This window comes from Streptomyces sp. NPDC043996, assembly GCF_056435225.1.
The window spans coordinates 526,196-552,185 of sequence record NZ_JBWKEY010000005.1 but is presented as its reverse complement, the minus strand read 5'-3'; the positions used below and the strand labels follow the sequence as shown (position 1 = coordinate 552,185).

The following is a 25,990-nucleotide window of genomic DNA, read 5'->3' as shown; positions in this document are numbered from 1 at the left end:
GTCGAGGGTCGTGCTCGCGTGTCTGCTGGTCGCCGACGGCGAGGTCATGTCGGTGGCCCGCCTGGTGGACGCCGTGTGGGGGCCGACGCCGCCGGTGACGGCCGAGAAACAGATCAAGAACAGCGTCTCCGACCTGCGCCGACAGCTGTCCGGGGCGGGGGTGGAGCTGGAGACGGTGCCGCCCGGCTACCGGCTGCGCATCCACTGCGGCGACACCGACCTGCGGGCGTTCCGGCGCCGGGTCGCCCGCGCCCGCGAGCGGGTGGCGCGCGGCGGGCACGAGGCGGCGGCCGTCGCCGAGTACCGGCACGCGCTTGCCCTGTGCGGCGGCCAGGTCCTCGGCAACGTCCACAGCGAGTTCGTCGACGGCGTCGCGGCGAGCTTCCACGAGGAGCGGCTCGTGGCCCACGAGGAGTGCGTGGAGCTCGAACTCGGCCTCGGCCGCCACCGGACGCTGGTCGTCGAGCTCATGGACCTGGTCGAGGCCGCCCCGCACCGCGAGGGGCTCGCCTGCTGTCTGCTGCGCGCCCTCGCGGAGTCGGGCGACCGCGCCCGGGCCCTCGCGGTCTACGACCGGGTGCGCCGGGTCCTCAACGAGGAGTACGGCACCGATCCTGGCTCCCGGCTGCGCGGCCTGTACGAGCGGATTCGGGCGAACGACGCGGCGCCGCGGCCCGATGGCCCGCCGCACGGCCCGTCCACCCTGCCGCCCGACGCGCCGGACCTCGTCGGCCGGACCGCCGAACTCGACGCGGTCCTGGCCGCGGCACGCGCCGCCGCGCCGGGGCGCCCCGCGCACGGCGGCACGGTGGTCATCGACGGCATGCCCGGGGTCGGCAAGACCGCCCTCGCCGTCCGGGCCGCGCGCGCACTCGCCGACGACTACCGGGACGCGCAGCTGTTCCTCGACATGGGAGCGCACACCGGCGACGGCGCGCTGACGAGCCCCGCCACCGCGCTCGGGCATCTGCTCGCCGCCCTGGGCGTCCCCGACGGGGAGGTCCCGGCCGGTCTCCAGGAGCGCGCCGCGCTCTGCCGGGCGAGCCTGCGCACGCGCCGCGCCGTCGTCGTCCTGGACGACGTGGCGAGCAGCGCGCAGGTCCGGCCGCTGCTTCCGGACGGGGCCAACTGCCTGCTCCTGGTGACCAGCAGGCACCGGCTCGCCGGTCTCGACGGGGTCCGTACGGTGTCGCTGTCCGTGCTCTCCCCCGAGCTGGGCCGGGCGCTGTTCTCGCGCGCGCTCGGCGACGCGCGTGCCAGGCGCGAGCCCGCCGACGCGGGCGCGGTCGTGCGGCTGTGCGGCGGGCTGCCCCTGGCGATCCTGATCGCCGCGGCGCGCCTGCGCCATCGCCCCCACTGGACGGTGGCGGACCTGGCCCGCCGCCTCGCCGACGGCGACGGCCTCCTCGACGAGCTGCGCGCGGAGGACCGCAGCGTCGCGACCCGGCTCCTTTCGTCGTACCAGCGGCTGACGCCGGAACTCCAGCGGTTCTTCAAGGCGGTCGGCTGGATCCGGGGAGACCGCGTCGACGTGGCGGAGGCCGCGCGGCTCGCCGGCGTCCCGGCCGCCCGCGCCGAGCGGGCGCTGGAGGCGCTGACCGACCGGCACTTCGTCGAGCCGGGGACGAACAGGGCGGCGCGGCATAGGAGTTGAGGCCGTTCCAGCATTCCGGAATGCCTAATTCCGGAGCCACTCCACCACGGACCGCGCGGCATTCGGGGCACATATCACCGACACCCCGGGACCGCACGGGGGCGCGCCCATCAATGTCCCGCCAACGGGACAGCGGCAGAGAAGGGGCGCGCGACCGGCATTCCATAAAGAGGGGTTGACCAGCATAAATAGCATATGCAAATAGAATTGCGGGGCATCGAGCCTCATCCCGCCGCACGCACCGCCCATTCGCTTCCCGATCGGGAAGCGAATGGGCTCGCCACTGCCGGGAAAGAACCGTTCCACGGGTACGCGGCCATGGAGCCGCGGCGCGACAAGGACCGACGGCGACCCGCGGCCGAAGCCCGGCAGGAAAGCACTTTCTCCGGCCTTCCGCCAGTACCAATATTCAGGGTTGCGTTAGCAACACGGCGCTGGCTAGCGTACTAAGCGATCTAGCACTAGGTGATCTATACGACTCGGGATTGTCGTAGTTGACGGGGCGTGATGTCGGCAGGGGGCGCAGGCCAACACGCTCGCATGCACAGGGGGGTAGCCGCAATTTACCCAATTGGAGACACGCGACATGACTCCCGCTGAAGTCGGCTTACCGCTGGGGGCGTTGACTGCCCAAAAGGCATCGCTGCTCAACCGGCTGGCCACCAATGCCTCGCCGAGCAAAATGGGAATCAGCTTTCCCCAAGGCCTGACCCGGCAATCATGGGAAGCGATCGGCAATCAGCTGAGAGACGTATCCAATTCGTCTCTCTGGTGGCTCGCGGACTGGATGATCTACGGAGAGAGCTCGTACAGCTCGCACTACCGCGAGGCGATCGAGCGGACCGGTCTCGACTACAAGACGCTCCGCAACTACGCGTGGGTGGCCCGGCGGTTCGAGCACCACCGGCGGCGCGAGGTGCTCAGCTTCGCGCACCACGCGGAGGTGGCCCGCCTGCCCACGCCGGAGCAGGACTACTGGCTGCGCAAGGCGGAGCAGCGGTCCTGGTCCCGCAACGAACTGCGCAAGCAGGTGCGGACCAGCCTCGCCGAACGCGAGGGCACGGCGGCCGCACCCGCGCGCGCCGTCGGCACCGCGCACGCACGCCCCGTCGGCACGAGGAGGGTCGCGGCCCGGGCGCCGATTCCCGTCGGCCAGCGGCGCGTTCCGGCCGACCGGGCGCGGGTCGCGGCGGCCGAGATCCAGCCCTGCCGGGTCACGACGATCGAGATCGACCTGCCGGTCACCGAGTTCGACCAGGTCACCAGGATCGCGGAGACCTTCGGCCTGAGCCGCAGCGACTGGGCCGCCCGCGTGCTGCAGTCGGTCGTGCGGACGCTGGCCGAGACGAAGGCGGAAGGCGAGGCGCCCGTGCACGCGTCCTAGACAACGGCCCCGGCCGCGGCCCGCGTTGAGGTTTCGGCCCGCCGTCCCCGGTGAGGATCACTGGATGAACTCCCCGTCGGCACCGCCACCGCCAAGGCCGCCGGAGCCCGCGGAGCCGCTGGCCTCGCTGCCGTGCGTCGGCGCCGCGGACCTGGCGCGCGCGGCCCCCATGGCCGCCGCCGTCGCCGCCGTCGAGGCCGCCCTCACCACGGGCGGGCTCGACCCGGAGGCGGAGCCCGCCCGCGGCGTGGTGAGCGTCCCCGGCGGGCAGCTGCTCCTGATGCCGTCGGCGACGACGGCGTACACGGGCGTGAAGGTCGCCACCGTCACACCGGACAACCCCGCGCGCGGACTGCCCCGGATCCAGGGGCTCTACCTCCTCCTCGACGGGGCGACCCACACGCCGGTGGCGCTGCTCGACGGCGTCGCGCTGACCTCGCTGCGCACCCCCGCGGTGTCCGGCGCGGCGCTGCGGCACCTGGCCGTGCCCGGCGCCCGGCGGCTGCTCGTGTTCGGGACGGGCCCGCAGGCGTGGGGGCACGTGGCGGCGGTGCGCACGGTGCGGCCGTCCCTCACGCACGTGGACGTGGTGGGCCGCGACCCGGGGCGGGTGGCGGCGTTCGTGCGGCGCTGCCGCGACGCGGGCCTCGCGGCGGCGGCCGCGGCCCCGCGGGACGTCGCGCGCGCGGACGTCGTGTGCTGCTGCACCACCGCCCGCGCCCCGCTCTTCGACAGCGCGCTCCTGGCCCCGCACGCGGCGGTCGCGGCGGTCGGCTCGCACGAGCCGGAGGCACGGGAGGTCGACGAGCGGCTCGTGGGCCGGGCCACGGTCGTCGCCGAGTCCCGGTCCGTGGCGGAACGCGAGTGCGGCGACCTCGTACAGGCCGTCGCCGCCCGCGCCTTCGACCTCCACCAGCTGCGCACACTGGGCGAGTTGGTACGCGGCGAGGTGCCGGTCGCGCCCGGGCGGCCGCGCCTGTTCAAGTCGGCCGGGATGGCGTGGGAGGACCTGGCGGTGGCGGCGGTGGCGTACGAGAGGTGGCGCGGCCGCACCTGACGCGCCCCCGCCGCGCTAGGGGGTCGTCGTCGACACCACGTACACCATGGGGTGCTGGGGGTTGGAGCGGTTCACGACGATGTCCTGGGTGGGCGCCGGGTTGTCCTGGTCGTGGCTGACGCCCGACCAGGGTCCGGGGCCCGTGAACTCCCAGCCGACGACCTTCCGGTCGCGCTTGCTGATCGTGATGTCGTCCTTCTCCAGCTTGTCCACGCTGGTGCCGGTCTCCTTCAGGAACCGGGCCAGGCCTTCGTTGCTGGTGAGGAACTGCACGTACAGCCGGCTGGTGCGCCAGTTGTTGGTCTCGTAGTAGGCGACCTCCGCCGAGTACGGCGGGACCGGCACGTCGTAGAGGCGGCGCTGGACCTTGGAGGGCCAGCCCGCGGTGAGGCCGGTGGCGGAGTACTTCTTCTCCTTGTCGCGGCCGCTGTCGCGGGACTGGTTCGCGGAGATCAGCAGGTATCCGGCGGGGATGCCGATGAGCAGCACGATGATCGTCGCCGTGAGCCAGCGGCGGCGGAGCATATGGCGGCGGTCCTCGGGGTCGCGGTCCGCGGGCCGCCGCGGACCCTGCTGGTCGGGCGAGGAGGGCTGGCGGGGGACGGTCATCTACTGGGTTCCCTGGGCGGTGCGGTCGCCCGCGCGGCGGGCCTGGGCGTACCGCTCGTAGCGCTCGTAGCGCTCCACTCGGCGGCGGTTGGCGCGACGGAAGCGGCGGGCGACGAGCCGGGCGAGGTCGGCGGCGCCGACCATGCCGGCCTCGGGGCCGAGCTGGGCGCGGGCGATGCGGGCCTCGGGGCGGTAGCCGCGCCCGGTGAGGTGGCGCCGGAAGGCGTCCCTGGCGGGGCCGATGAGCAGGTCGTCGGCGGCGCTGACGCCGCCGCCGATGACGAAGCAGGACGGGTCGAGGGCGGCGGCGAGGTTGGCGATGCCGACGCCGAGCCACTGGCCGATGTCCTGGAGCAGCTCGACGCACATGGCGTCGCCCTCGCGGGCCAGCTCGGTGATGAGGGGCCCGGTGATGTCGGGGACGTTGCCCTTGACGCGCTCGATGATCCCGTACGCGACCGGGGAGTCCGCGGCGGCCAGCTCGCGGGCCTCGCGGACCAGGGCGTTGCCGGAGCTGTACTGCTCCCAGCAGCCGCGGTTGCCGCACGGGCAGCGGTGCCCGCCGGGCACGACCTGCATATGGCCGAACTCGCCCGCGACCCCGAACTTGCCGCGCTTGACCTGGCCGTCCTCCAGGATCGCGCCGCCGATGCCGGTGCCGAGCGTGATCATGACCAGGTGGTCCTCGCCGCGGGCGGCGCCGAAGCGCCACTCGGCCCACGCGGCGGTGTTCGCGTCGTTGTCGACGAGCACGGGCACCGCGAGGCGGCCCGAGATGCGGTCGCGCAGGGGTTCGTTGCGCCAGGACAGGTGCGGGGCGAACAGGACGCGGTTTCTGTCCGCGTCGACCCAGCCCGCGGCGCCGATGCCGACGGCGTGCACGTCGTGCCGGTCGGACAGGTCCAGGACCAGCTCGACGATGGTGTCCTCGACGACCTTGGGGCTCTTGGACTTGTCCGGCGTCTCCGTGCGCAGCGTCTCCAGGATGTTGCCGTCGGCGTCCACGACGCCCGCCATCACCTTCGTGCCGCCGATGTCGATGCCGACGGTGGGGACGCGGGGGGCCGTCAGGTGCGAACGGCGCTCACGCGTGCCCACGGTCCGCAGGACGGTGGCTCGTGCGGAGCCGCGGTGCGTGAGGTCGCGGTAGGTGCTCATCGGGCCGATTCTGCCTCACGCTCGCGGGGGCGCGCACAACGGGGACCGGGGTGCCCCGTAGGGGGCGCGGGGAACTGCGCGAGCAACCAGCGAAAAGCCGCAGACGCGTCTGCCGAGTGCTGAGCAGACGCGTCTGCGGCTTTTCGCGCGCTGAGCGCGCAGTTCCCCGCGCCCCTTACGGGGCGCTGCCCCCCAGGTCCGGGGCGGGAGTCCGCTCCAGTTCGTGCCGGAGGTCTTCGAGCTCGGAGCCGCCCGCCATTTGGCGGGTGAGTTCGTCCAGGGTGATCTCCGCGCGGGCGTGGCTGCCCGCCATCGCGCCGCGCTTGAGGAGGACGAAACGGTCACCGACCAGGTAGGCGTGGTGCGGGTTGTGGGTGATCAGAACCACCCCGAGGCCCGCGTCCCGGGCCGCGGCCACGTACTTCAGGACCACACCCGACTGCTTCACACCCAGCGCCGCCGTCGGCTCATCCAGCACAAGCACCTTCGCCCCGAAATACACCGCCCGGGCGATCGCCACACACTGCCGCTCACCACCCGACAGCGTGCCGATGGGCTGATCGACATCCCGCAGGTCGATGCCCATCCGCAGCAGCTCCGCATGGGTCGTCGCCCGCATCCGCTCGACATCCAGGCGCTTGAACGGCCCACTGCCCTTCGTCGGCTCGGAACCGAGGAAGAAGTTCCGCCACACCGGCATCAGCGGCACAACGGCCAGGTCCTGGTAGACCGTCGCGATCCCCCGGTCCAGCGCCTCACGAGGACTGGACAGCTTGGCCGGCTCGCCCTCGATCGAGAAGGTCCCCGCGTCATGCTGATGCAACCCCGCGATGATCTTGATGAGAGTCGACTTACCGGCACCGTTATCGCCCAGCACGCAGGAGATCTCCCCCGCGTGCACCTCCAGCGAGACCCCTTCCAGAGCCCGGATATTGCCGTAATACTTGCTGACGTCGTCAAGCTCGACCAGCGGCGTACGGTCCGCGGGAGCCGTCGCGTCCTGAGGAGCGGCCTCGGTCGTCATTTCGTCGCCTCCGCACGCTTGCGGACCCACGCGTTCAGCAGGGTCGCCAGGAGCAGCATCGCCCCCAGGAAGAACTTGAACCAGTCCGGGTTCCACTCCGCGTACACGATGCCCTTGCTGGTCATCCCGAAGATCAGCGCACCCACCGCGGCACCCACCGCCGAACCGTAACCACCCGTGATCAGACACCCGCCGATCACCGCCGCGATGATGTAGATCAGCTCATTGCCGACCCCCTCACCCGACTGCACCACGTCATAGTTGAACAGCAGATGCTGACCCGAGACCCAGGCACCGAACGCGACCCCCATATACAGGCCGATCTTCGTCAACCCCACCGGCACACCCACCGCACGCGCCGCCTGCTCGCCACCGCCGACCGCGAAGATCCAGTTCCCCGCACGGGTACGAAGGAGAATCCAGGTCGCCACCGCCACCATCGCCAGCCACCACACGATCGTGATCTTGAAGTCGACGCCACCGATAGTCACCGTCGAAGCGAAGACGTCCTTGGCCGAGGCGAAGCCCTCCATGTCGGAGATCGACTTCGTCGACACCGTGCCGCTGATCAGCTTCGTGAACCCCAGGTTCATCCCCGTCAGCATCAAGAACGTACCCAGCGTGATGATGAAACTCGGCGGATCCGTACGGACCAGCATCACACCGTTGAACACACCGATCGCGAGGGTGGCGAGCAGCGAGACACCGACACCCACCCACACATTCGCCGTCATCTGATAGCTGAACATCGACGAGATCAACGCCGACGTCGTCACCATCACACCCGCCGACAGATCGAACTCACCACCGATCATCAACAGCGCCACCGGCACCGCCATGATCCCGATCGTCGACGCCGCATACAGAACCGTCGCCAGACTGCTCGTCTGCAGGAAACTGTCCGCGACGATCGCGAAGAACAAGAACACCGCCACAGCACCCACGACCGAACCCAGCTCAGGACGGCCAAGGAGCTTCTTCAACGGCGACGTCTTCAGCAGGCGCTCGTCGGTCAGCGGGCGCTGGGGGGCGGGAGCTGTCGCGCTCATCGGGTCCCCCGCTTCGCGTATTCCTCGAGCTCGCCGGCCTGGTCCTTGGTGATGATCTGGGGTCCGGTCAGGACCGGCTTGCCGCCGCCGAGGACGTCGGCGTTGTACTTGTACAGCCACAGCAGGTCCACGGCCTCGTACCCCTGGAGGTAGGGCTGCTGGTCGACGGCGAAGCCGAGGTCGCCGGACTTCAGGCCCCCCGCGACCTTCTCGTTCAGGTCGAAGGTGTCGATCTCGGCCTTGCTGCCCGCGCCGTCCTTCGCCTTCACCGCCGTGTCCGCGAACGGGGCGCCCAGGGTGACCACGGCGTCGATGTCCTTGTCCGCCTGGAGCCTGGCCTCGATGGAGGACTGCACGTCAGGCATGTTCGTGCCCTCCACGTACAGGTTCTTCATGTCGCCCTTGAAGGTCTTCTTCGCACCCTCGCAGCGCTGCTCGTGACCCACGTTGCCCTGCTCGTGCAGCACGCACAGGGCCTTCTTCTTGCCCCGCTTGTTCAGCTCCTCGCCCACCGCCTCACCGGCGATGGTCTCGTCCTGCCCGATGTGGGTCAGCGCGCCGAACTCCTTGGACTCCTCCGAGCCCGAGTTCACCGTCACCACGGGGATGCCCGCCTTGCGGGCCCGCGCCACCGCCGCCTTCATCGCGTCCGGCTTCGCGAGGGTGACGATGATCCCGTCGACCTTCTTGTCGATCGCCGCGTCCACGAGCTGCGCCTGCTGCTGCGCCTCGTCGTGGTGCGAGTACAGGAACTTGATGTTGTCCTTGATAGCGGCCTGCTTGGCGCCGCTCTGGACGATGTCCCAGAACGTGTCCCCATCGCCCGAGTGAGTGATCATCGCGAAGGTCCAGCGCGGTGTATCCACCGCCGCCCTGCCTCCGGCCTGCGCCGCCTTCCGGGCGTCCTCCGCCCGCTTGCCGCCGGTGCTGCTGCATCCCACCAGGGACGCCCCGAGCACCGCGACCAGCACGGCACCCACCGCACGTACTCCAGTCCGAACCCTTGCCACGTCGCCGTGCCCTTCTTGCTGTGCAGTGTTTGCAGTACTTGCAGAGTTTGCTGTGCTCTCCGGTGCGGCCGGGTCCGCGGACCCGGCCGCCCAAGTATCGGTCACGCCGCTTCACCCCGTGGTCATCGGGTACCGCGGGCGGTGAACTTCTCCAGCTTCGGTACGTCCTTCTTGGTCACCACGGCGGGTCCGGTCAGGACGGGTTTGCCGCCGCCGAGGACGTTCGCGTTGGTCTTGTACAGCCACAGCTCGTCGACGGCGAGGCAGCCCTGGAGGTAGGGCTGCTGGTCGACGGCGAAGCCGACCTCGTCGTTCTTGAGCCGCTTGACGACCTCCGCGTTGAGGTCGAACGTGTCGACCTCGGCCTTGCTGCCCGCGTCCTCCTTGGCCTTCACGGAGACGGCCGCGATCGGCGCGCCCAGGGTGACGACCGCGTCGATGTCCTTCGTGGCCTGCAGCTTCGCGCTGATGGAGGACTGGGCGCCGGGCGCGTTGGTGCCGTCGACGTTCAAGTTTTCCACCGAGCCTTCGAAGGTCTTCTTCACGCCCGCGCAGCGCTGCTCCAGCGACACGTTGCCCTGCTCGTGGATCACGCACAGGACCTTCTTGCCGCCCCGCTCGTTCAGCTCTTCACCCACGGCCTCGCCCGCCACGGACTCGTCCTGCCCGATGTGGCCGAGCGCGCCGAAGCGCCGCGAGAACTCCCCGCCCGAGTTGATCGTGACGACCGGGATGCGCGCCGCGCGCGCCTTCTCCAGGACCGCGCGCATCGCCTCGGGCTTGGCCAGCGTCACCACGATCCCGTCGACCTTCTTGTCGATCGCGGTCTGGACGAGCTCCGCCTGGCCCTTGCCCTCCTTGTCATTGGAGTACAGGAACTCGACGTTGTCCTTCTTCGCCGCCTGCTTGGCGCCGTTCTGGACGATGTCCCAGAAGGTGTCGCCCTCACCGGAGTGCGTGACCATCGCGATCTTCAGCCGGGGCGTGCCCGCGGCCTGGCCGCCGGAGCCTCCGCCCTTCTCGTCCTCGTCGTCCTTGCCGCCGGAGCCGCTGCAGCCCGCCGCGAACGCGACGGCCACCAGGGCGGCTGCTGCCGTGCGGGCTGAACGCATGGCTGTACGCATGGTGCATCACCCTTCTCCCGGCTGATCCCGGCCGCTCCAGTGCGGCTGGTGGGAGTTCTAGCGGGGGCTGCCGCCCAGCGTCAATGACTTTGTCAGAACATTCTTACTACGGCTGGTCGGGTGGCCGCGTCCGACGGCGGCGTCAGGGGCGTACGAGCAGCTGGAACTCGAAGGAGTACCGCGAGGCGCGGTAGATGTGCGAGCCGTACTCCACCGCGCGGCCGGTGTCGTCGAACGTCGTGCGCCGCATGGTGAGCACCGGGGCGCCCTCCGGCTCGGCGAGCAGCGCGGCCTCGGCGGCGCTCGCCGCGCGGGCGCCCACCGACTGCCGGGCGCTGTGCAGGGTGATCCCCGCGGCCCGCATCAGGCGGTACAGGCCGGTGGCCTCCAGGCGCTCGGTGTCGAGGGCGAGCAGCCCGGCCGGGAGGTGGTTGCGCAGGTGCGCCATGGGCTCGCCGTGCGCGAGCCGCAGCCGCTCCACCAGGTGGACCTCGCTGCCCTCGGCCACTCCGAGGGCGGCCGCGGTCTCGGCGGACGCGGGCTCGACGACGTTGCGCAGGACCCGGGTCTCGGGGCGCTGGCCCGCCGCCTCCAGGTCGTCGTAGAGGCTGCTGAGCTCCAGGGGGCGCTTGACCTGGCTGTGCACGACCTGGGTGCCGACGCCGCGGCGGCGCACTAGCAGGCCCTTGTCGACGAGCGACTGGATGGCCTGGCGGACGGTGGGCCGCGAGAGGCCGAGCCGCCCGGCTAGCTCGATCTCGTTGCCGAGCAGGCTTCCGGGCGTCAGGGCGCCGCGCTCGATCGCCGCCTCCAGCTGCTGGGAGAGCTGGAAGTACAGCGGGACCGGGCTGCTGCGGTCGACGCCGAGGTGCAGGGCCACGGTGGGGTCCACGGCCGGTTTCGCGGCTTTGGCTGCTGCTGGTTCGGTCACGGGGTGAGCGTAGTCCGGGGCGATGATGACGGGAAGTTCGGAAGTTCTGTTGTCAGGACAAACCATTGACAGGAGCGCGGGTGCGTCGCGAAGGTGGGCCCATGCGCATCGGACTGATCGGAACGGGACGTATCGGCACCTTCCACGCGGCGGCCCTGGCCCGCCGTCCGGAGGTGGACTCGCTGGTGGTCGCGGACGTGGACGCGGCCCGGGCCGCGGACCTCGGCGCCCGCACGGGGGCGACGGCGGCGGACTCGGTGGACGCCCTGTTCACCGCGGCAGGCGTGGACGCGCTGGTGATCACGGCGGCGACCTCGGCGCACGCCGAGCTGATCGGCCGGGGGGCGCGGGCGGGCCTGCCGGTGTTCTGCGAGAAGCCGATCGCCCTGGACCTGGACGGCACGCTCGCCGCGCTCGCCGAGGTCGAGTCGGCCGGAACGATCCTGCAGCTCGGCTTCCAGCGCCGCTTCGACGCCGGGTACCTGGCCGCGCGCGAGGCGGTGCGGTCCGGCCGGCTCGGACGGCTGCACACGGTGCGGGCGATGACCTCGGACCCGGCGCCGCCGCCCGCCGCGTATCTGCCGCTCTCCGGCGGCCTGTACCGCGACTGCCTCGTGCACGACTTCGACATCCTGCGCTGGGTCACCGGGCGCGAGGTCACTCAGGTGTACGCGACCGGGTCCGACGCCGGTCCCGCGATGTTCCGCGACGCCGGTGACGTCGACACCGCGGCGGTGCTGCTCACGCTCGACGACGGCACCCTGGCCACGGCCACGGCCACGCGCTGCAACGGCGCGGGCTACGACGTCCGCATGGAGCTGGCCGGGGAGGCCGACCAGATCGCCGTCGGCCTCGACGCCCGCACCCCGCTCACCTCCGCGGAGCCGGACGGGCCCGGCGCCCCCGACAAGCCCTGGCCCGGCTTCCTGGAGCGCTTCGCCCCGGCGTACGAGGCGGAGCTCGCCGCGTTCGTCGACGTCGTGCGCGGCGAGCTGGCGAACCCCTGCGACGGCCGGGAGGCGCTGCACGCCCTGCGGATCGCGGAGGCCTGCGAGCTGTCGCGCGCGCAGGGCCGCCCGGTGCGCATGACGGAGATCGCCGGGGCCTGACGGCGGCTGCCCCGCTCCCCCACGACCACCGGCCCCGGGGCATCCCCCCTCCTCGGGGCCGGTCCCATGAGACCGCGGCGCGCCCCGGCGGCGCGTCTCATCCGGTGGCGCGGACCGTGCCCTGGGCCATCGCGCACAGCACCTCGGTGCCGTCGCCGTCCACGGCGAAGAGGTCGCAGCGGACCACGGCCTGACGGCGCGTGGCGTCGGCGACCGTCGCCCGGGCCACCAGGCGCACTCCGGTGGCGGGGCGGACGTACTGGATGGAGAAGCCGGAGGTCAGGACGGCGGGGCCGAGCGCGGTGCCCGCGGCGAACGTGATGCCGTTGTCCGCCGCGTACGACAGGACGCCGCCGTGCACGAAGCCGTTCTGCTGGAGGAGTTCGTCCCTGAGCGGGATCTCCAGGGTGGCCCCGCCGTCACCGAAGGCGGTCACCTCGGCGCCCACCAGGAGGCTGAACGGCTGGGCGGCGAGGGTCTTCTGAGCGAGGATGAGGTCCAGGGGCCGCGCGGGCGGTGGGGCGTCTGTCATGGCACGACTTCTACCACCCGGTAACCTCTGCGCCTAGGGCCCTGCTGAGGCATCTCCGTACCGCTACCAGCGGACGTCCAGGCGGCGCAGGCCGCGCATCAGCAGCCCCGGCCGCCAGTCCGTCGCGGGGCCGTCCAGGGCGAGGTCCGGGCAGCGCTCCAGGAGCGAGCGCAGGGCGATCCGGCCTTCCAGGCGGGCCAGCGGGGCGCCCAGGCAGAAGTGGATGCCGTGCCCGAAGGCCACGTGGCCCTGGGGGGCGCGGTGCAGGTCGAAGGCGTCCGGCGTGCCGTACTTCCCCGGATCGCGGTTGGCCGCGGTGAGGCCCACGACGACGACCGAGCCCGCGGGCACCGTCATGCCGCCTATCTCGGTGGGTTCGGTGGTGAAGCGGTACGTCGCGTTCTCCACCGGGCCCTCGTGCCGCAGGCCCTCCTCGATCGCGCCGTCGAGCAGGCTCATGTCGGCGCGCAGCTCGGCCAGTTGGGCGGGCCGGGTGAGCAGGGCGTGGAGGGTGTTGGTGATGAGGTGGACCGTCGTCTCGTGGCCCGCGATGAGCAGCAGATACGCCATGCCGCGCAGCTCCTCGTGGGAGAGGCGGTCGCCGTCCTCGGCGCGGGTGCGGATCAGGGCGCTGAGCAGGTCGTCGCCCGGGGCCTCGCGCTTGGCGGCGATCAGGACGTCCAAGTACGCGGACAGTTCGGCGAAGACCGCGTCCTCCCACACCTCCGTCGTCGGTGTGATCGCCTCGTTCGACAGGCGGCGGAACTCGTCGCGGTCCAGGTCAGGGACGCCGAGGAGTTCACAGATGACCGTCATGGGCAGCGGGAAGGCCAGCGCCTCCACCAGGTCCGCGCGGCGTTCCCCGGCGAGCATGGCGTCCAGGAGGCCGTCCGTGACGCTCTGGATGCGCGGGGCGAGGGCCTGGACGCGGCGGGCGGTGAACTCGCGGGCGATCAGGGAGCGCAGGCGCGTGTGCCGCGGCGGGTCCACCGTCAGCAGATACGGGCCGATCAGCTTCTCGTCCGGCAGCTCGGCGTCGAATCCCTCGCTCGACTTGGTGAGCCGGGGGTCGGCGAGGGTGGCCCTGGCCAGTTCGTGGCCCACTACCAGGTAGTGGTCGTCCTCGTGGTCCGGGGGTGGGAACCGGACCTTGTGGATGGGGCCGCGGGCGCGTAACTCCGCGTAGGCCCGGTGGGGGTTGGTGGTGAAGTCGTCGTATGCGCCGAGGTCGATGGCCTCGGTGGCCTCGGTGGCTTCTGCTGCCATGTGGGCCCCTCTCCGGGGTTGGCTGCTTTCACCTGCCAACGAACGCGGCGGCCCTCCGGGTTCCCTCGCGGGGCGCCCCAGGCCCGCCCCTTCCCACTCCGGGTGCGGCTGCCCCCGTTCCCCCGCTCACAGACATTGGCGCTCCGCGCCTCGTCCTCAAACGCCGGACGGGCTAGAACGTTCTAGCCCGTCCGGCGTTTGAGGACGAGGCCGAAGGCCGATTGCTTTTCGGGGGTCCAGGGGGCGGAGCCCCATGGTTTCGGGAAGGGGCGGGGTGGGGGAAGCCCCCCGGCAGGGACCTACGCCGCGTGCCCCCCGTCCACGGACACCTCGGCACCGGTCACGTACCGCGCCTCGTCCCCGACGAGGTACGCCACCATCGACGCCACCTCGTCCACGTGCCCGTAGCGCCCGAGCGCCGTCCCCGCCGCCTGCGCGGCGGCGTAGGGGCCGTCCGCCGGGTTCATGTCGGTGTCGATGGGCCCGGGGTGCACGAGGTTCGCGGTGATGCCGCGCTCGCCGAGCTCCCTGGCCAGCGCCTTCGTGAGGCCGATGAGGGCCGCCTTGCTGGTGGCGTAGAGGGTGCCGCCGGGGCCCGGCACGTGCTTGGCCATGCAGCTGCCGATGGTCACGACGCGCCCGCCGCGCCCCATGCGGGCGACCGCCGCCTGGGAGGCGAGGAACGTCGCGCGGACGTTGACGTCGAGGACCCGGTTCACATCGGCGAGGCCGAGCGTCTCCAGGGGGCCGATCGCGCCGGTGCCCGCGTTGTTGACCAGGATGTCCAGGCCGCCGAGGTCGTCGGCGGCGCGTTCCACGGCGCCCGCGGCGTCCCCGGCGTCGGCCGCGTCGGCCCGGATGGCGAACCCGCGCCGCCCGGCCGCCTCGATCTTGGCGACGACCTCGCGGGCCGCGTCCTCGCCCCGGACATAGGTGATCGCCACATCGGCGCCCTCCTGGGCGAGCCGCAGCGCGATCGCCGCGCCGATGCCGCGGCTGCCGCCGGTGACGAGGGCGGTCTTCCCGGTCAGCGGGGGCAGTGCGGGCGCGGTGGCGAGGGAGGAAAGGGAAGAAGAAGGAGAAGTGGTGGAAGACATGCGTGGCACTCTTTTCCGGTTCTGCGGCCTGCGCCGCTCGGTGCTTGCGTGTTCAATCAAAGCCGCCGCGCGCCCCGGTGGCTGGCGGCAAACGGACACCGATCTTCGGGGCCCGCACCGGCCCGGCGGGCGATGAGTTCCGCGCGGTGCGAGGGTCTTCCTAGGTGACGGGGCGCGGACGGCGCCCGCGGCCGGCAGTGCACGGAAGGCAGTCGCCATGAAGATCACACTCACCCAGTTCATGACCCTCGACGGCGTCATCCAGGCCCCCGGCGGGCCGCAGGAGGACACCAGCGGCGGCTTCGAGCACGGCGGCTGGTCCGTGCCGTACGGCGACGAGGACTTCGGCCGCTTCATCGACGAGGTGTTCCGCGAGGCGGACGCCTTCCTCCTGGGGCGGCACACGTACGAGATCTTCGCGGGGTACTGGCCCAAGGTCACCGACCCCGCCGACCCGGTGGCCTCCAAGCTCAACGCGCTGCCCAAGTACGTGGCGAGCACGACGCTCACGAGCGCCGACTGGCAGGGCACCCGGATCGTCGGCCGCGAGGACCTGGTCAAGGAGGTCGCCGCGCTGAAGGAGCGGCCGGGCCGCGAACTCCAGCTGCACGGCAGCGCGGGCCTCGCGCGCACGCTCCTGGACCACGACCTGATCGACACTCTGCACCTGCTGACGTTCCCGGTCGCGCTCGGCACCGGCAAGCGCCTGTTCGCCGAGGGCAGCCTGCCCACGGCCTTCCGGCACGCCGGGTCCCGTACGACGTCGAAGGGCGTCGCCATCAACTCGTACGACTGCGTGGGGCGTCCGGAGTACGGGAGCTACTAGTCGGAGTACGGGGTACGGGGCACGGAGTACGGGAGTCGCCGGGGCTCGGCCGCCGGGCGCGGGCGGGCCTGAGTGAAGCCGCGTCAGCCTGGGCCGGTTCGCTTCGGTGAACCCCAGTTGACCCCGGTTAACTCCCGGGAAATTCCTCGGACTTACTCAACATTGTCATTGACACATCAACCTCTACGCGCGTCACACTGGGCCCATGCGAATCCCCCCACGCATCACCCGACTCGTCAGTGTGTCCGCCGTCGCCGCCGCGTTCCTCGTCGGCGGCACCGTCACCGGCTCCGCGAACGCGGCGCCGTCCGCGCTGTCCGCGCCGTCCGCCGTCGTCGCCCAGGCCGGGTACTCCGTCGCCGCCGTCGGTGACATCTGCTACTCGGACCTGCCCGCGCAGGCGCACGACACGCTCCGTCTGATCGACCGGGGCGGGCCGTTCCCGTACCCGCAGGACGGCACCGTCTTCCAGAACAGGGAGGGCATACTGCCGAAGCAGTCCACCGGCTACTACCACGAGTACACCGTCAAGACGCCGGGCTCCTCCCACCGCGGCGCCCGCCGGATCGTCACCGGCGAGCGCAACCAGGAGGACTACTACACCGCCGACCACTACCGGTCCTTCGACCTGGTCGACCGCGGCTGCTGACCCGGCCGCCGGACTCTAGGGGCACGGCCTGGGGCGCCTCAGCGGGACTTGCCCGCGCTCTCGCCGGCGGCGAACAGCGCGAACGCGAGCACCAGGAGCGCGATGCTCAAGTACAGCTCGTAGCCGTCGGCGAGCGGCAGGCTCTGCACCAGGCCCCAGCGCACCCAGCCGGTGAGTTCGTACACCAGGCCCCCGAGTCCCTGGATCAGGACGAGGAAACCGAGTCCTTCGAGTAGCTGTTTCATGGCACAAGAGCCTCGCCCCGCGGCCCCCGCACGCACATCGGCCGCGGGGCGAGGACCGCCGTGCCGCACGGCCCCCTTCCTCCGGCGAAGCCGCGTCCAAAGTCGCGGGCGCCGAGACTTTCGTAGCCGATCACGGCAGGTGGGCGGGGGTGGGCCAGGAGCGTGCGTAGATTTGTCGATTGTGAACGACAGCACTGGTGCCCAGACGGCCGCGGCCGCGGCGGAGCCCGTCGTCCGGAGGTGGTTCCTGCCCTCCGCCGTCGCCGCCGAACTCGACCCGGACCGCCAGCGTGGCGGCGGCCGCAAGGTGCGGCGCACCCTGCGCGACTGGGTCGTCGACTTCTGCTTCTTCCTGGCGGCCGTGATCGTCGGCGCGCTGATCGCCGACGGCGTCGGCGACAACCCGCACCTGTCCGACGACATGATCGCGCTCGACCAGCTCATCGGCGCCGTGTCCTGCGCCGGCGTGTGGCTGCGCAGGCGCTGGCCGGTCGGCCTCGCCGTGGCGATGCTGCTCATCGGCTTCGTGTCCGACACCGCGGGCGGCACCACGCTCGTGGCCTACTTCACGCTCGCCGTGCACCGGCCGTTCCAGTACAGCGCGACCATCGGCGGCATCTCGATCGCCACGGTGCCGCTGTTCTTCTGGCTGCGGCCCGACAACGGGACGCCGTACCTGGTCTCGGTCGTCCTGACCTCGATGCTCATCGCCATCGTGCTCGCCTGGGGCATGCTCGTGCGCTCCCGGCGCCAGCTCCTCGTCGCCCTGCGCGACCGGGCCCGGCGCGCCGAGAACGAGGCCGCGCTCCGCGCCGAGCAGGCCCAGCGCCTGGCCCGCGAGGCCATCGCGCGCGAGATGCACGACGTCCTCGCGCACCGCCTGACGCTGCTCAGCGTGCACGCGGGCGCCCTGGAGTTCCGGCCCGACGCCCCCCAGGCCGAGATCGCCCGCGCCGCCGGGGTCATCCGCGAGAGCGCGCACGAGGCGCTCCAGGACCTGCGCCAGGTCATCGGCGTGCTGCGCGGCGGCGACACCGAGGCCTCCGGGCGGCCCCAGCCCACGCTCGCGGCCCTGGACACGCTCGTCGCCGAGTCCCGCGACGCCGATATGAAGGTCGTCCTCGACCTGCGGGTACGGGACCCGAAGGCCGTGCCCGCCGCCATCGGCCGCACCGCCTACCGCATCGCCCAGGAGGCGCTCACCAACGCCCGCAAGCACGCGCCGGGCACCGAGGTGACCGTCCTCGTCGCGGGCTCCCCCGACGAGGGCCTGACCCTGTCCATCAGCAACCCGGCACCCCCCGGCGAGGTCCCGCACGTGCCCGGCTCCGGCCAGGGGCTCATCGGGCTCACCGAGCGGGCCTCGCTCGCGGGCGGGCGGCTCGGCCACGGAGCCCGCCCCGACGGCGGCTTCCTCGTCGAGGCCTGGCTGCCCTGGGCCTCGCCCAACCGCCCGGACTGACCCGCTCAGGACCGTCGCTCCGGACCCTGCTCCCGGCCCAACTCCGGTCCCTCCAGGGCCTGCTGAAGGACGCCGCGCGCCTCCTGGATACGATCGCCGCCGCACACGAGCAAAGGCTCGCAACCGGAGGGGTGAACGCCGTGACGGCGGAGAACGCGCCGGACGACACCGGCCAGCCACGCGTCGGCGAACGGTTCATACGCGTACGCCAACGCCTCAGGACCCGGCGTGGCGCCGTCGCCGCGGGCACCGCCGCCGCCGTCCTCGCCGCGGGCCTCGGCAGCTGGGCCACGGACACCTGGCCCTTCGAGGACCGCGACCGCGAGCGCTACTGCTGGGGCGCCTGGCGGGAGGACAGCGGGCCCGCCGTCCTCGGCGACGAGGCCTTCAAGGGCGAGGACGGCCACAGCCGGACCGCCTGGGGCGCCGCGCCCACCGCCGCACGGCCCGAGGGGACCTGCGTCCTCGCGGTCCGCTCCCGGCACACGCGCAGCGGCGGCGCCAGAAGCGCCCAAGAGACCCAGGTGACGGTCGCCTACGGCCCCGCGCCGCAGCGGACGGCGGCCCGCCTGGAGTGGGTCGACTCCTTCCTCGGCGGCCGCGCGATGCCCCTGCCCGAAGGGCTGCCCGGCGCCGTCGACGGCAGCCACGGCCTGGTCGTCCTGCCCAAGCGCTGCGACACCCGCGACGGGCGTCCCACCGCCGTCACACTGCGGGCCAAGGAGGGGAGCCCTGGAGACGTCTTCGGCGGCACCGCCCCCGGGGGCGTCGACGACGTCGTCGAACTCCTGCTGTCCGCCGCCAACGCGGGCATGCGGGCCGCGGGCTGCGCCCCGGACGAGCCCCTGCGCGTCACCTCGCCGCTGCTCAGGCTGCCCGAGCGGGAGGAGGACACCTCGCCGTCCACGGCCGCGTGCCGCATCCCGGGCCTCCACGTCACGACCGGGCTCGGCGAGGAGGCCGACCGGCGCCTGGTGGCCCAGGTCGGCGCGGTCACACGGGACCTGCAGGCCTGCTCCGTGGGCGTCGACCGGTCCGGGCGGCCCGGGCGGCGTGCGGACACCCGGATCCTCGACGCCCTGATGATCCGTCAGCCGAGGCTCAACGCCCTCCTGGACGGGGTGACCGGCGACCGGCCGCCCGCGCGCGGCTGGCGCGGGAGTGGCGTGTTCGCCGCCGGTCACCAGGTCGTTCGGGCCGCGTGCGCGGGCCGCCCAACCACGTTCCTGCTGCTCGGCGCCAAGACGCGCGCGACCACGGGCCACTTCACCGCTTTCACCGACGCCGTGACACGCCGCCTGGGATGCGCGCCCCTCGCGCCGTCCGCGGCAGAGGGGGACGACCGATGAGGGACGACGACCGGCGGACAGCGGGCGCCGCGGAGGCCGGCGGGGCCGACGTGGCGGCGGCGGTCGCCACGGCCACGGCCGTGCCCCGGCGGCCCTGGTGGCACTGGCGGCGGCTCACGCACGGCAGGCTGCGGCCCGCACTCGCCGCCGCCGTCGCCGGGGCGCTGCTCGGCGGCACCGGGGTGGCCTGGCAGGCCGAAGCGGGGCCGTTCGCCGAGGAACGGAGGGCGTGCTGGGGCGCGTTCGACGAGGACGACGTCGCCGAGCTCTTCGACGGCAAGCGGGACATCGCGTCCTCCGAGATACCCGTCAGCTACGACAGGACCGGCTCCGAAGGACCGTTCGGCACCTGCCAGTTGAAGTCCCCGCGCGGCGCCCGCGTCACCGCCCGGCTGCACCGGCTCGACGCCCGCTTCGGCGGCGCGGGCGACCAGTGGGCCGACGCGTATCTGTCCGCGCGGATGACGCCCCTGGGCGGCGGACTGCTCGGCATGGTGTCGGACACGCGCGCGTGGCTCGCCGTTCCCGAAGGGTGCGTCGGCGGGCAGGGCGAGGACGACGGCCCCCTCGTCATCGACGTGGACACCAGCCGGATCATCTTCGATGACCGGGTCGACACCGACGAGCGCGCCCGGCTCGCCCGTGCCGTGGTGAAGCTCGTCAACGGCTATATGACCGACAAGGGCTGCGCCCGGACCCTCGCCGACCCCTCCACGCGGCTCACCGCACCGGCCCGCTTCATCACCGAGGAGCGCGACGCGGTGTGCGGCGTCAAGGGCCTGCGCGCGCACGGCGGCCGGAGGCTCGACACCTACCACGGCCCGCTGGTCACGGCGGGCTCCGCACCCGTGCGCACCTGCGACCGCGGCATCCTGTCCCCCCACCCCTCGCTGCGCCTGATGACCGTCGAGGACCCGCGGCTCGCCGTCCTCTACAAGGATCTCTCGCGCTACGGCGGGAAGCGCCGCATCACCGCCGCGGGTGACACCGAGGGGCACTCCCAGGGCCACGGCTTCCTCCGCGACGACATGGCCCTCTACCAAGCCGAGTGCCAGACCGGCGACGTCACCTTCCTGATCAGGGCCGACGACGGCGAGACCGCCGCCGACATCCGGGCCCTGACGCCCCGCTACGTCGCGGCCGAGGCCGACCGGATCGGCTGCGGCCCGCTGCGCCTGCGCCTGCCCGCGTGACCCCGGACCCGCCTCGTTACGGTAGGCCCATGAAACCGATCAGGCTCCTCCTCGTCGACGACGACCCGCTGGTACGCGCCGGGCTCTCCTTCATGCTCGGCGGCGCGGACGACATCGAGATCGTGGGCGAGGCGGGAGACGGCAGCGAGGTCGCCGCGCTGGTCGGCGAGGTGAAGCCGGACGTCGTCCTGATGGACATCCGGATGCCGACCATGGACGGCCTCGCCGCCACGGAGGCGCTGCGCAAGCGGCCCGGCGCGCCCGAGGTCGTCGTCCTCACCACGTTCCACGCCGACGAGCAGGTGCTGCGCGCGCTGCGCGCCGGTGCCGCCGGATTCGTCCTCAAGGACACCGCGCCCGCCGAGATCGTCGCGGCGGTACGGGCCGTGGCCGCCGGGGAGCCGGTCCTTTCGCCGACGGTGACGCAGCAGCTGATCTCCCAGGTGACCGGGGGCGGCCCGCAACTCGACCGGCGGCAGCGGGCGCTGACGCGGCTCGACGCCCTTGGCGAGCGGGAGCGGCAGGTCGCCGTCGCGGTGGGGCGGGGGGCGTCCAACGCGGACATCGCCGCCGAGCTCTATCTCAGCGTGGCCACGGTGAAGGCCCATGTGTCGCGGGTGCTCACCAAGCTGGACCTCAACAACCGCGTCCAGATCGCCCTCCTGGTCCACGACGCGGGCCTACTGGACGCCCCCTGACCGAGCGGCTCACGGCTGGATGGACAGATCCAGCCTGTCCGGCGCTTGAGGACAAGCACGCAAGCGCGGCAATCAAGCCCGTCCGGCGCTTGAGGACGAGCGCGCAGCGCGAAGATTCAGCCCGTCCGGCGATTGAGGACGAGGCGCGGAGCGCCGATCAGCCCCGCACGGCCCCCGCGGGGCTACGCGGGGCTACGCCGTCAGCCCCCGGTGACGGACCCGCAAGGCATCCGCCCCGGACTCCGTCAGGGACCCGAAGAGCCGCAGCCGCGAGATGCCGCCGTCGGGAAAGATGTCCACGCGCGCGTGGGTGCCAACGGCGGCCGCGGGCAGCACGAAGCGGTGGTTGGTGTCGGGCTGCAGCCGCGTCCGCGGCAGCGCCTCGACCCAGGCACCGCCCTCGCCGTCCTCGCCGCCCTCGCCGTCGCGCACGAACACCGCCGCCCACCCCGCCGCGTTGCCCTTCAGGTAGGCGGTGTCGATCTCCAGGGCCCGCACCTCGGCCCGCGCGGCGAGCCGGTAGCGGATCCAGTCGTGCCCCTGGTCGCGCCGCCGCCGGGTCTCCCAGCCGTCGTCCATCTTCCGGGAGCGGCCGGGCTGGATGGTGTGGGTGGCGGGCGAGTAGAAGCGGTCGGAGGCGTCCTCGACCTGGCCGCCGTTCTCCAGGGCGACCACGTCGAAGGTGCCGAGGGCGGTGAGCCAGTCGGGGTCGGCGACGACCTCGCCGTACACGCGAAGACGGGCGATGCCGCCGTCGGGGTGCTGGTTGAGGCGCAGGTGCGTGAAGCGCTGGGGCACGTCGACGGCGAAGCCGTTCGCGGCGTGGCCGCCGACCGGGGTGCGCGGTACGAGCACGGTCCACTTGACGTCGTCGGCGAGGAGTTCCCCGGGCGTCGGCGAGCCCTCGACGGCCGTGCCCTCCAGGGACACCGCCTGCGGGTAGTTGCCGCGGAAGTGGGCGGTGTCGACGACGACGCCGTGGACGACGCCGGGCGCGCCGAGCCGTACGAGCGCCCAGTCGTGGTCGTCTTCCGTGGGCCAGGGCTGCTCGGCGGACACGCCCCGGCGGCGCCGGGTCTCCCAGCCGTCCATGACCTTGCCCTTGTGCCCGAAGTGCTCGGGGTCGAACACGGCGGGTCCCGGAAGCAGCAGGTTCTCCCGCATGGCGAAGAACTCGTCGTTGGCGGCGATGACTGCGGCGCCGAGCTGCCGGTCGGCGAGGTTGGCGTACTGGGTGAAGGGGAAGTCGGCGGTGCGGTAGTCGGCGAAGGGCTCGCCGCCGCCGTAGGGGTTCGCGTCGCCGGTGAAGCTGGCCAGGGGGGATTGCTGCCGTGCCGTCACGGTGATCAGTTCTTCCTTTCCAGTAGGAGGCCCGACGGCGCGCTGAACTCGCCGTCGGACACGATGCGCTGGCCCCGCAGCCAGGTGGACTTGACGACACCGCTGAGCGTCTTTCCCGCGTAGGCGGTGACGCGGTTGCGGTGCTGGAGCCGGGCGGGGTCGACGGTGAAGGTCTCGTCGGGCGCGAGGACCACGAAGTCGGCGTCGCGGCCGGGCGCGATCGCGCCCTTGCGGCCTTCGAGGCCGACCAGGCGCGCGGTGTTCGCCGCCATCCAGCGCGCCACGTCCGCCAGGCCGTGGCCGCGGGCCCGCGCGGCCGTCCACATCGCGGGCAGGCTCAGCTGGAGGCCGGAGATGCCGCCCCAGGCGGTGGCGAAGTCGGCGGTCTTCAGGTCGGCGGTGGACGGGGAGTGGTCGGTCACGACGCAGTCGATGGTGCCGTCGGCGAGCGCCCGCCAGAGCAGGTCCTGGTTGGCGGCCTCGCGGATGGGCGGGCAGCACTTGAACTCGCTCGCCCCGTCGGGGACTTCCTCGGCGGTGAGCGTCAGGTAGTGCGGGCAGGTCTCGACGGTCAGGTGTACGCCGTCGCGCTTGGCGGCGGCGATCAGGGGCAGGGCGTCGCCGGAGGACAGGTGCAGGACGTGCACGCGGGCGCCGATGCGCCGGGCGAGCGCGATGAGGCCCTCGATGGCGGTGTCCTCGCTGGCGCGCGGCCGGGTGGCGAGGAAGTCGGCGTAGCGGGGACCGCTCTTCGCGGGCGCGGCGGCCAGCTCGCGCGGGTCCTCGGCGTGCACGATGAGCAGCCCGCCGAAGCCGGCGATCTCCCCCATGGCGGCGGCGAGCTGGTCCTGGTCCAGCTCGGGGAACTCGTCCACGCCGGAGGGCGAGAGGAAGCACTTGAAGCCGTAGACGCCCGCGTCGTGCAGGGGCCTGAGGTGCTTGACGTTGTCGGGCAGGGCGCCGCCCCAGAAGCCGACGTCGATGTGCGCCTTGGGGCGGGCGACGCCGCGCTTGGTGTGCAGGTTGTCGACGGTCGTCGTCGGCGGCAGGGAGTTGAGCGGCATGTCGACGAGCGTCGTGATGCCGCCCGCGGCGGCGGCGCGCGTGGCCGTCCAGAAGCCTTCCCACTCGGTGCGGCCGGGGTCGTTCACGTGGACGTGCGTGTCGACGAGCCCGGGCAGCAGGGCGTGGTCGCCGACGTCCTCGACGCGGGCGCCGGGCTCGACGGGCATGTGGTACGGGCGTACCGCCACGATGGTGCCGCCGCTGACGGCGACGGACGCGGCCCGCGGCCCTTCGGGGGTGATGACGCGCGTCGAGCGCAGCACCAGTTCGACGTCGGACACCGCGACCCCTCTCTGCTCCGGCCCAGGGCTCGCGCCACCGGGGTCCGCCGCCTTCCGGCCAGCGGAATTCAACGTTCTGTTGAAGGAGTTTTCACCCAGCCGCGCGCCCCGTCAAGGGTCTATACGTTTCCACGAAGTGGAATTATGATTCCGAGGGTCAGAATGGAGGTACGTACGACAGGGGCCACCCCAGGAGGCCGCGGCACGCCTGGCGAGACCGGACAAACACGCACTGACCGGCACGGACACCCCGCCCGCGCCGGGTACGCCCCCATAAGCGCCCGGTAGGCTCTTACCGCCTGCCAGTTGAAAGGAACGCGCCGTGCCGACGTCCAGCGCCAGCACCACCGACGCCGCGAAGCCCGCCACTCCCGCGCCCGCGAGCGGTGGCGTCCAGTCCCTCGAGCGCGCCTTCGACCTGCTCGAGCGGATGGCGGACGCGGGCGGCGAGGTCGGCCTCAGCGAGCTGTCCGCCAGCAGCGGCCTGCCGCTGCCGACGATCCACCGCCTGATGCGCACGCTCGTCGCCTGCGGGTATGTACGCCAGCAGCCCAACCGGCGCTACGCCCTCGGCCCCCGCCTCATCCGCCTCGGCGAGTCCGCCTCGCGGCTGCTCGGCACCTGGGCGCGGCCCTATCTCGCCCGGCTCGTCGAGGAGACCGGCGAGACCGCGAACATGGCCCTGCTCGACGGCGACGAGGTCGTGTACGTGGCGCAGGTGCCGTCCAAGCACTCGATGCGGATGTTCACCGAGGTCGGGCGGCGGGTCCTGCCGCACTCCACCGGCGTCGGCAAGGCGCTGCTCGCGCACACGCCGCCGGAGGAGGTGCGGGCCCTGCTCGCCCGCACCGGGATGCCCGCCGCCACGGAGAAGACCATCACCACCCCGGACGGCTTCCTCTCGGCGCTCGATGAGGTGCGGCGCGCGGGGTACGCCGTCGACGACAACGAGCAGGAGATCGGCGTGCGCTGCCTCGCCGTATCCGTGCCCGACTCGCCGACGGCCGCCGCCATCTCCATCTCCGGGCCCGCGGGCCGGGTCACGGACGAGGCGACCCGCGCGATCGTGCCGGTGCTCCAGCAGGTGGCCGCGGAGCTCTCCACGGCCCTGGCCACATCGGCCCCCTCGGCCTAGCCACAGCCCTTTCCGCCTGGGCCACGGCCCCCTCGCACGCCACGCCTCCGCCCCGGTACGAGCCCGTCACGGCCCGCACCGGGGCGGAGGCGTATCCAGGCACCGCCTGACGCGTTCGCCGCGGTTCCGCTCGGGACGCCAGGGCGGCACCGGGGTTTCCCAACCGGAATTGAGTGCTCCGCTTGTGCGTTACCCGTATCCGGTCTCCACATCCCCCCTCGCCGCACCCCCGCCCGCACCGTCATCAGCAGCCGTCATCACAGCGCCACGCGTCGGACGAGCTCCGAATCCGGACGCGGCCGGCGCCATGACGTGTCCTGCTGGCGGGACATTCCGGCGCGCCGCCGGATGCGTCTAAAAGCGTGCGCGCATTCCTCTCGGCACTGGGGCGGGCTAGCATCCCAACTGCCCTTGCCCACAATTCCTTCAGCAGTACCCATTCCCTGATCGGCGAATCGGTCCCAGCGCCGCCCAGCGCGACCGGTAAGCCGCGCCCCGCCCGCGCAGGCAGGGCGGAAAGCCACCCCGACGGGACGCCCCGTGCCCATCGGACCACCCCCCACCAGCGGCGGGACGAGAGTCACGTAAGGACAGCGACAAAATTCCCCGTGAATGAGCCGCCGAGCCGATGAATACAGAAAAGGCGCCGCGGATGCCTTTCCTCTCGCCCACGGCGGCCATTCGCCGACGGCCACCCCCTTGTTGGGCCGCGAACAGAAACCCAACATGGACATGAAGTCGA

Annotated in this window: 24 protein-coding genes; 11 read left to right on the top strand and 13 right to left on the bottom strand. The window is 72.5% G+C overall.

What is annotated here, in order from left to right:
* The first annotated feature begins 10 nt into the window (after window positions 1-10).
* From AC07A4_RS16490 to AC07A4_RS16480, 3 genes are all read left to right on the top strand, one after another.
* Window positions 11-1,654: an AfsR/SARP family transcriptional regulator gene (locus AC07A4_RS16490; RefSeq protein ID WP_478598576.1), complete on the top strand. Its 1,644-nt coding sequence runs from the start codon at window positions 11-13 to the stop codon at window positions 1,652-1,654.
* Window positions 1,655-2,240: 586 nt separating this feature from the next.
* Complete coding sequence (locus AC07A4_RS16485) at window positions 2,241-3,038, top strand: LmbU family transcriptional regulator (protein WP_478598573.1); 798 nt, start codon at window positions 2,241-2,243, stop codon at window positions 3,036-3,038.
* A gap of 64 nt (window positions 3,039-3,102) precedes the next feature.
* A complete protein-coding gene (locus AC07A4_RS16480; RefSeq protein WP_478598570.1) occupies window positions 3,103-4,095 on the top strand; it encodes an ornithine cyclodeaminase family protein in 993 nt (330 codons plus the stop codon).
* A gap of 15 nt (window positions 4,096-4,110) precedes the next feature.
* Here the strand turns inward: AC07A4_RS16480 and AC07A4_RS16475 are convergent, their stop codons facing one another.
* The 7 genes from AC07A4_RS16475 to AC07A4_RS16445 form a co-directional block, all read right to left on the bottom strand.
* Entirely contained in the window at window positions 4,111-4,704 is a 594-nt protein-coding gene (locus AC07A4_RS16475; protein WP_478598568.1) for a sugar kinase, read from the bottom strand.
* On the bottom strand, window positions 4,705-5,862 hold the full coding sequence (locus tag AC07A4_RS16470; protein WP_478598565.1) for an ROK family glucokinase: 1,158 nt from the start codon (window positions 5,860-5,862) through the stop codon (window positions 4,705-4,707).
* A gap of 175 nt (window positions 5,863-6,037) precedes the next feature.
* Window positions 6,038-6,886, bottom strand: a complete 849-nt coding sequence (locus tag AC07A4_RS16465; protein WP_478598563.1) for an ATP-binding cassette domain-containing protein — start codon at window positions 6,884-6,886, stop codon at window positions 6,038-6,040.
* Entirely contained in the window at window positions 6,883-7,935 is a 1,053-nt protein-coding gene (locus AC07A4_RS16460) for an ABC transporter permease (RefSeq protein ID WP_478598561.1), read from the bottom strand. Before AC07A4_RS16460 ends, AC07A4_RS16465 begins: the two co-directional genes overlap by 4 nt.
* On the bottom strand, window positions 7,932-8,945 hold the full coding sequence (locus tag AC07A4_RS16455) for a sugar ABC transporter substrate-binding protein (protein ID WP_478598560.1): 1,014 nt from the start codon (window positions 8,943-8,945) through the stop codon (window positions 7,932-7,934). The genes AC07A4_RS16460 and AC07A4_RS16455 overlap by 4 nt, the downstream gene beginning before the upstream one ends.
* A 122-nt stretch (window positions 8,946-9,067) precedes the next feature.
* Window positions 9,068-10,057 (bottom strand): sugar ABC transporter substrate-binding protein, encoded by a 990-nt coding sequence (locus AC07A4_RS16450; RefSeq protein WP_478598956.1) that lies wholly within the window; start codon window positions 10,055-10,057, stop codon window positions 9,068-9,070.
* A 154-nt stretch (window positions 10,058-10,211) separates the two neighbouring features.
* Window positions 10,212-10,961: a GntR family transcriptional regulator gene (locus AC07A4_RS16445; protein ID WP_478598954.1), complete on the bottom strand. Its 750-nt coding sequence runs from the start codon at window positions 10,959-10,961 to the stop codon at window positions 10,212-10,214.
* Between the two features lie 140 nt (window positions 10,962-11,101).
* On the opposite strand from AC07A4_RS16445, the gene AC07A4_RS16440 reads away from it, so the two are divergent.
* Complete coding sequence (locus AC07A4_RS16440; protein WP_478598558.1) at window positions 11,102-12,109, top strand: Gfo/Idh/MocA family protein; 1,008 nt, start codon at window positions 11,102-11,104, stop codon at window positions 12,107-12,109.
* A gap of 97 nt (window positions 12,110-12,206) precedes the next feature.
* On the opposite strand, the gene AC07A4_RS16435 is transcribed toward AC07A4_RS16440, so the two are convergent.
* The 3 genes from AC07A4_RS16435 to AC07A4_RS16425 all read right to left on the bottom strand — a co-directional run bounded on the left by AC07A4_RS16435 (window position 12,207) and on the right by AC07A4_RS16425 (window position 15,004).
* Window positions 12,207-12,641: a PaaI family thioesterase gene (locus AC07A4_RS16435; RefSeq protein WP_478598556.1), complete on the bottom strand. Its 435-nt coding sequence runs from the start codon at window positions 12,639-12,641 to the stop codon at window positions 12,207-12,209.
* 63 nt (window positions 12,642-12,704) lie between these two features.
* Window positions 12,705-13,907, bottom strand: a complete 1,203-nt coding sequence (locus AC07A4_RS16430) for a cytochrome P450 family protein (protein WP_478598553.1) — start codon at window positions 13,905-13,907, stop codon at window positions 12,705-12,707.
* A gap of 299 nt (window positions 13,908-14,206) precedes the next feature.
* Window positions 14,207-15,004, bottom strand: a complete 798-nt coding sequence (locus AC07A4_RS16425; RefSeq protein WP_478598550.1) for an SDR family oxidoreductase — start codon at window positions 15,002-15,004, stop codon at window positions 14,207-14,209.
* A 217-nt stretch (window positions 15,005-15,221) separates the two neighbouring features.
* Between AC07A4_RS16425 and AC07A4_RS16420 the strand changes: the two genes are divergently transcribed.
* Both AC07A4_RS16420 and AC07A4_RS16415 read left to right on the top strand, forming a co-directional pair.
* Window positions 15,222-15,830, top strand: a complete 609-nt coding sequence (locus tag AC07A4_RS16420; RefSeq protein ID WP_478598548.1) for a dihydrofolate reductase family protein — start codon at window positions 15,222-15,224, stop codon at window positions 15,828-15,830.
* Between the two features lie 205 nt (window positions 15,831-16,035).
* A complete protein-coding gene (locus tag AC07A4_RS16415; protein WP_478598546.1) occupies window positions 16,036-16,479 on the top strand; it encodes a guanyl-specific ribonuclease in 444 nt (147 codons plus the stop codon).
* A 38-nt stretch (window positions 16,480-16,517) separates the two neighbouring features.
* Here the strand turns inward: AC07A4_RS16415 and AC07A4_RS16410 are convergent, their stop codons facing one another.
* A complete protein-coding gene (locus AC07A4_RS16410; protein WP_478598543.1) occupies window positions 16,518-16,724 on the bottom strand; it encodes a hypothetical protein in 207 nt (68 codons plus the stop codon).
* A 181-nt stretch (window positions 16,725-16,905) separates the two neighbouring features.
* Between AC07A4_RS16410 and AC07A4_RS16405 the strand changes: the two genes are divergently transcribed.
* The 4 genes from AC07A4_RS16405 (at window position 16,906) to AC07A4_RS16390 (ending at window position 21,426) form a co-directional block, all read left to right on the top strand.
* On the top strand, window positions 16,906-18,186 hold the full coding sequence (locus AC07A4_RS16405) for a sensor histidine kinase (protein WP_478598541.1): 1,281 nt from the start codon (window positions 16,906-16,908) through the stop codon (window positions 18,184-18,186).
* Window positions 18,187-18,326: 140 nt separating this feature from the next.
* A complete protein-coding gene (locus AC07A4_RS16400) occupies window positions 18,327-19,535 on the top strand; it encodes a hypothetical protein (protein WP_478598538.1) in 1,209 nt (402 codons plus the stop codon).
* Entirely contained in the window at window positions 19,532-20,728 is a 1,197-nt protein-coding gene (locus AC07A4_RS16395) for a hypothetical protein (protein ID WP_478598535.1), read from the top strand. Before AC07A4_RS16400 ends, AC07A4_RS16395 begins: the two co-directional genes overlap by 4 nt.
* Before the next feature lie 29 nt (window positions 20,729-20,757).
* A complete protein-coding gene (locus tag AC07A4_RS16390; protein WP_478598533.1) occupies window positions 20,758-21,426 on the top strand; it encodes a response regulator in 669 nt (222 codons plus the stop codon).
* A 192-nt stretch (window positions 21,427-21,618) separates the two neighbouring features.
* Here AC07A4_RS16390 and alc read toward each other — a convergent pair whose 3' ends face one another.
* Both alc and allB read right to left on the bottom strand, forming a co-directional pair.
* Window positions 21,619-22,767, bottom strand: coding sequence for an allantoicase (alc, locus tag AC07A4_RS16385; protein ID WP_478598530.1), 1,149 nt, complete (start codon window positions 22,765-22,767; stop codon window positions 21,619-21,621).
* A gap of 5 nt (window positions 22,768-22,772) precedes the next feature.
* Window positions 22,773-24,113, bottom strand: coding sequence for an allantoinase AllB (gene allB / locus AC07A4_RS16380; protein WP_478598528.1), 1,341 nt, complete (start codon window positions 24,111-24,113; stop codon window positions 22,773-22,775).
* 322 nt (window positions 24,114-24,435) lie between these two features.
* On the opposite strand from allB, the gene AC07A4_RS16375 reads away from it, so the two are divergent.
* The gene (locus AC07A4_RS16375) at window positions 24,436-25,248 is read left to right on the top strand and encodes an IclR family transcriptional regulator (RefSeq protein ID WP_478598525.1); all 813 of its coding nucleotides are present in this window, start codon (window positions 24,436-24,438) and stop codon (window positions 25,246-25,248) included.
* Window positions 25,249-25,990: the final 742 nt, after the last annotated feature.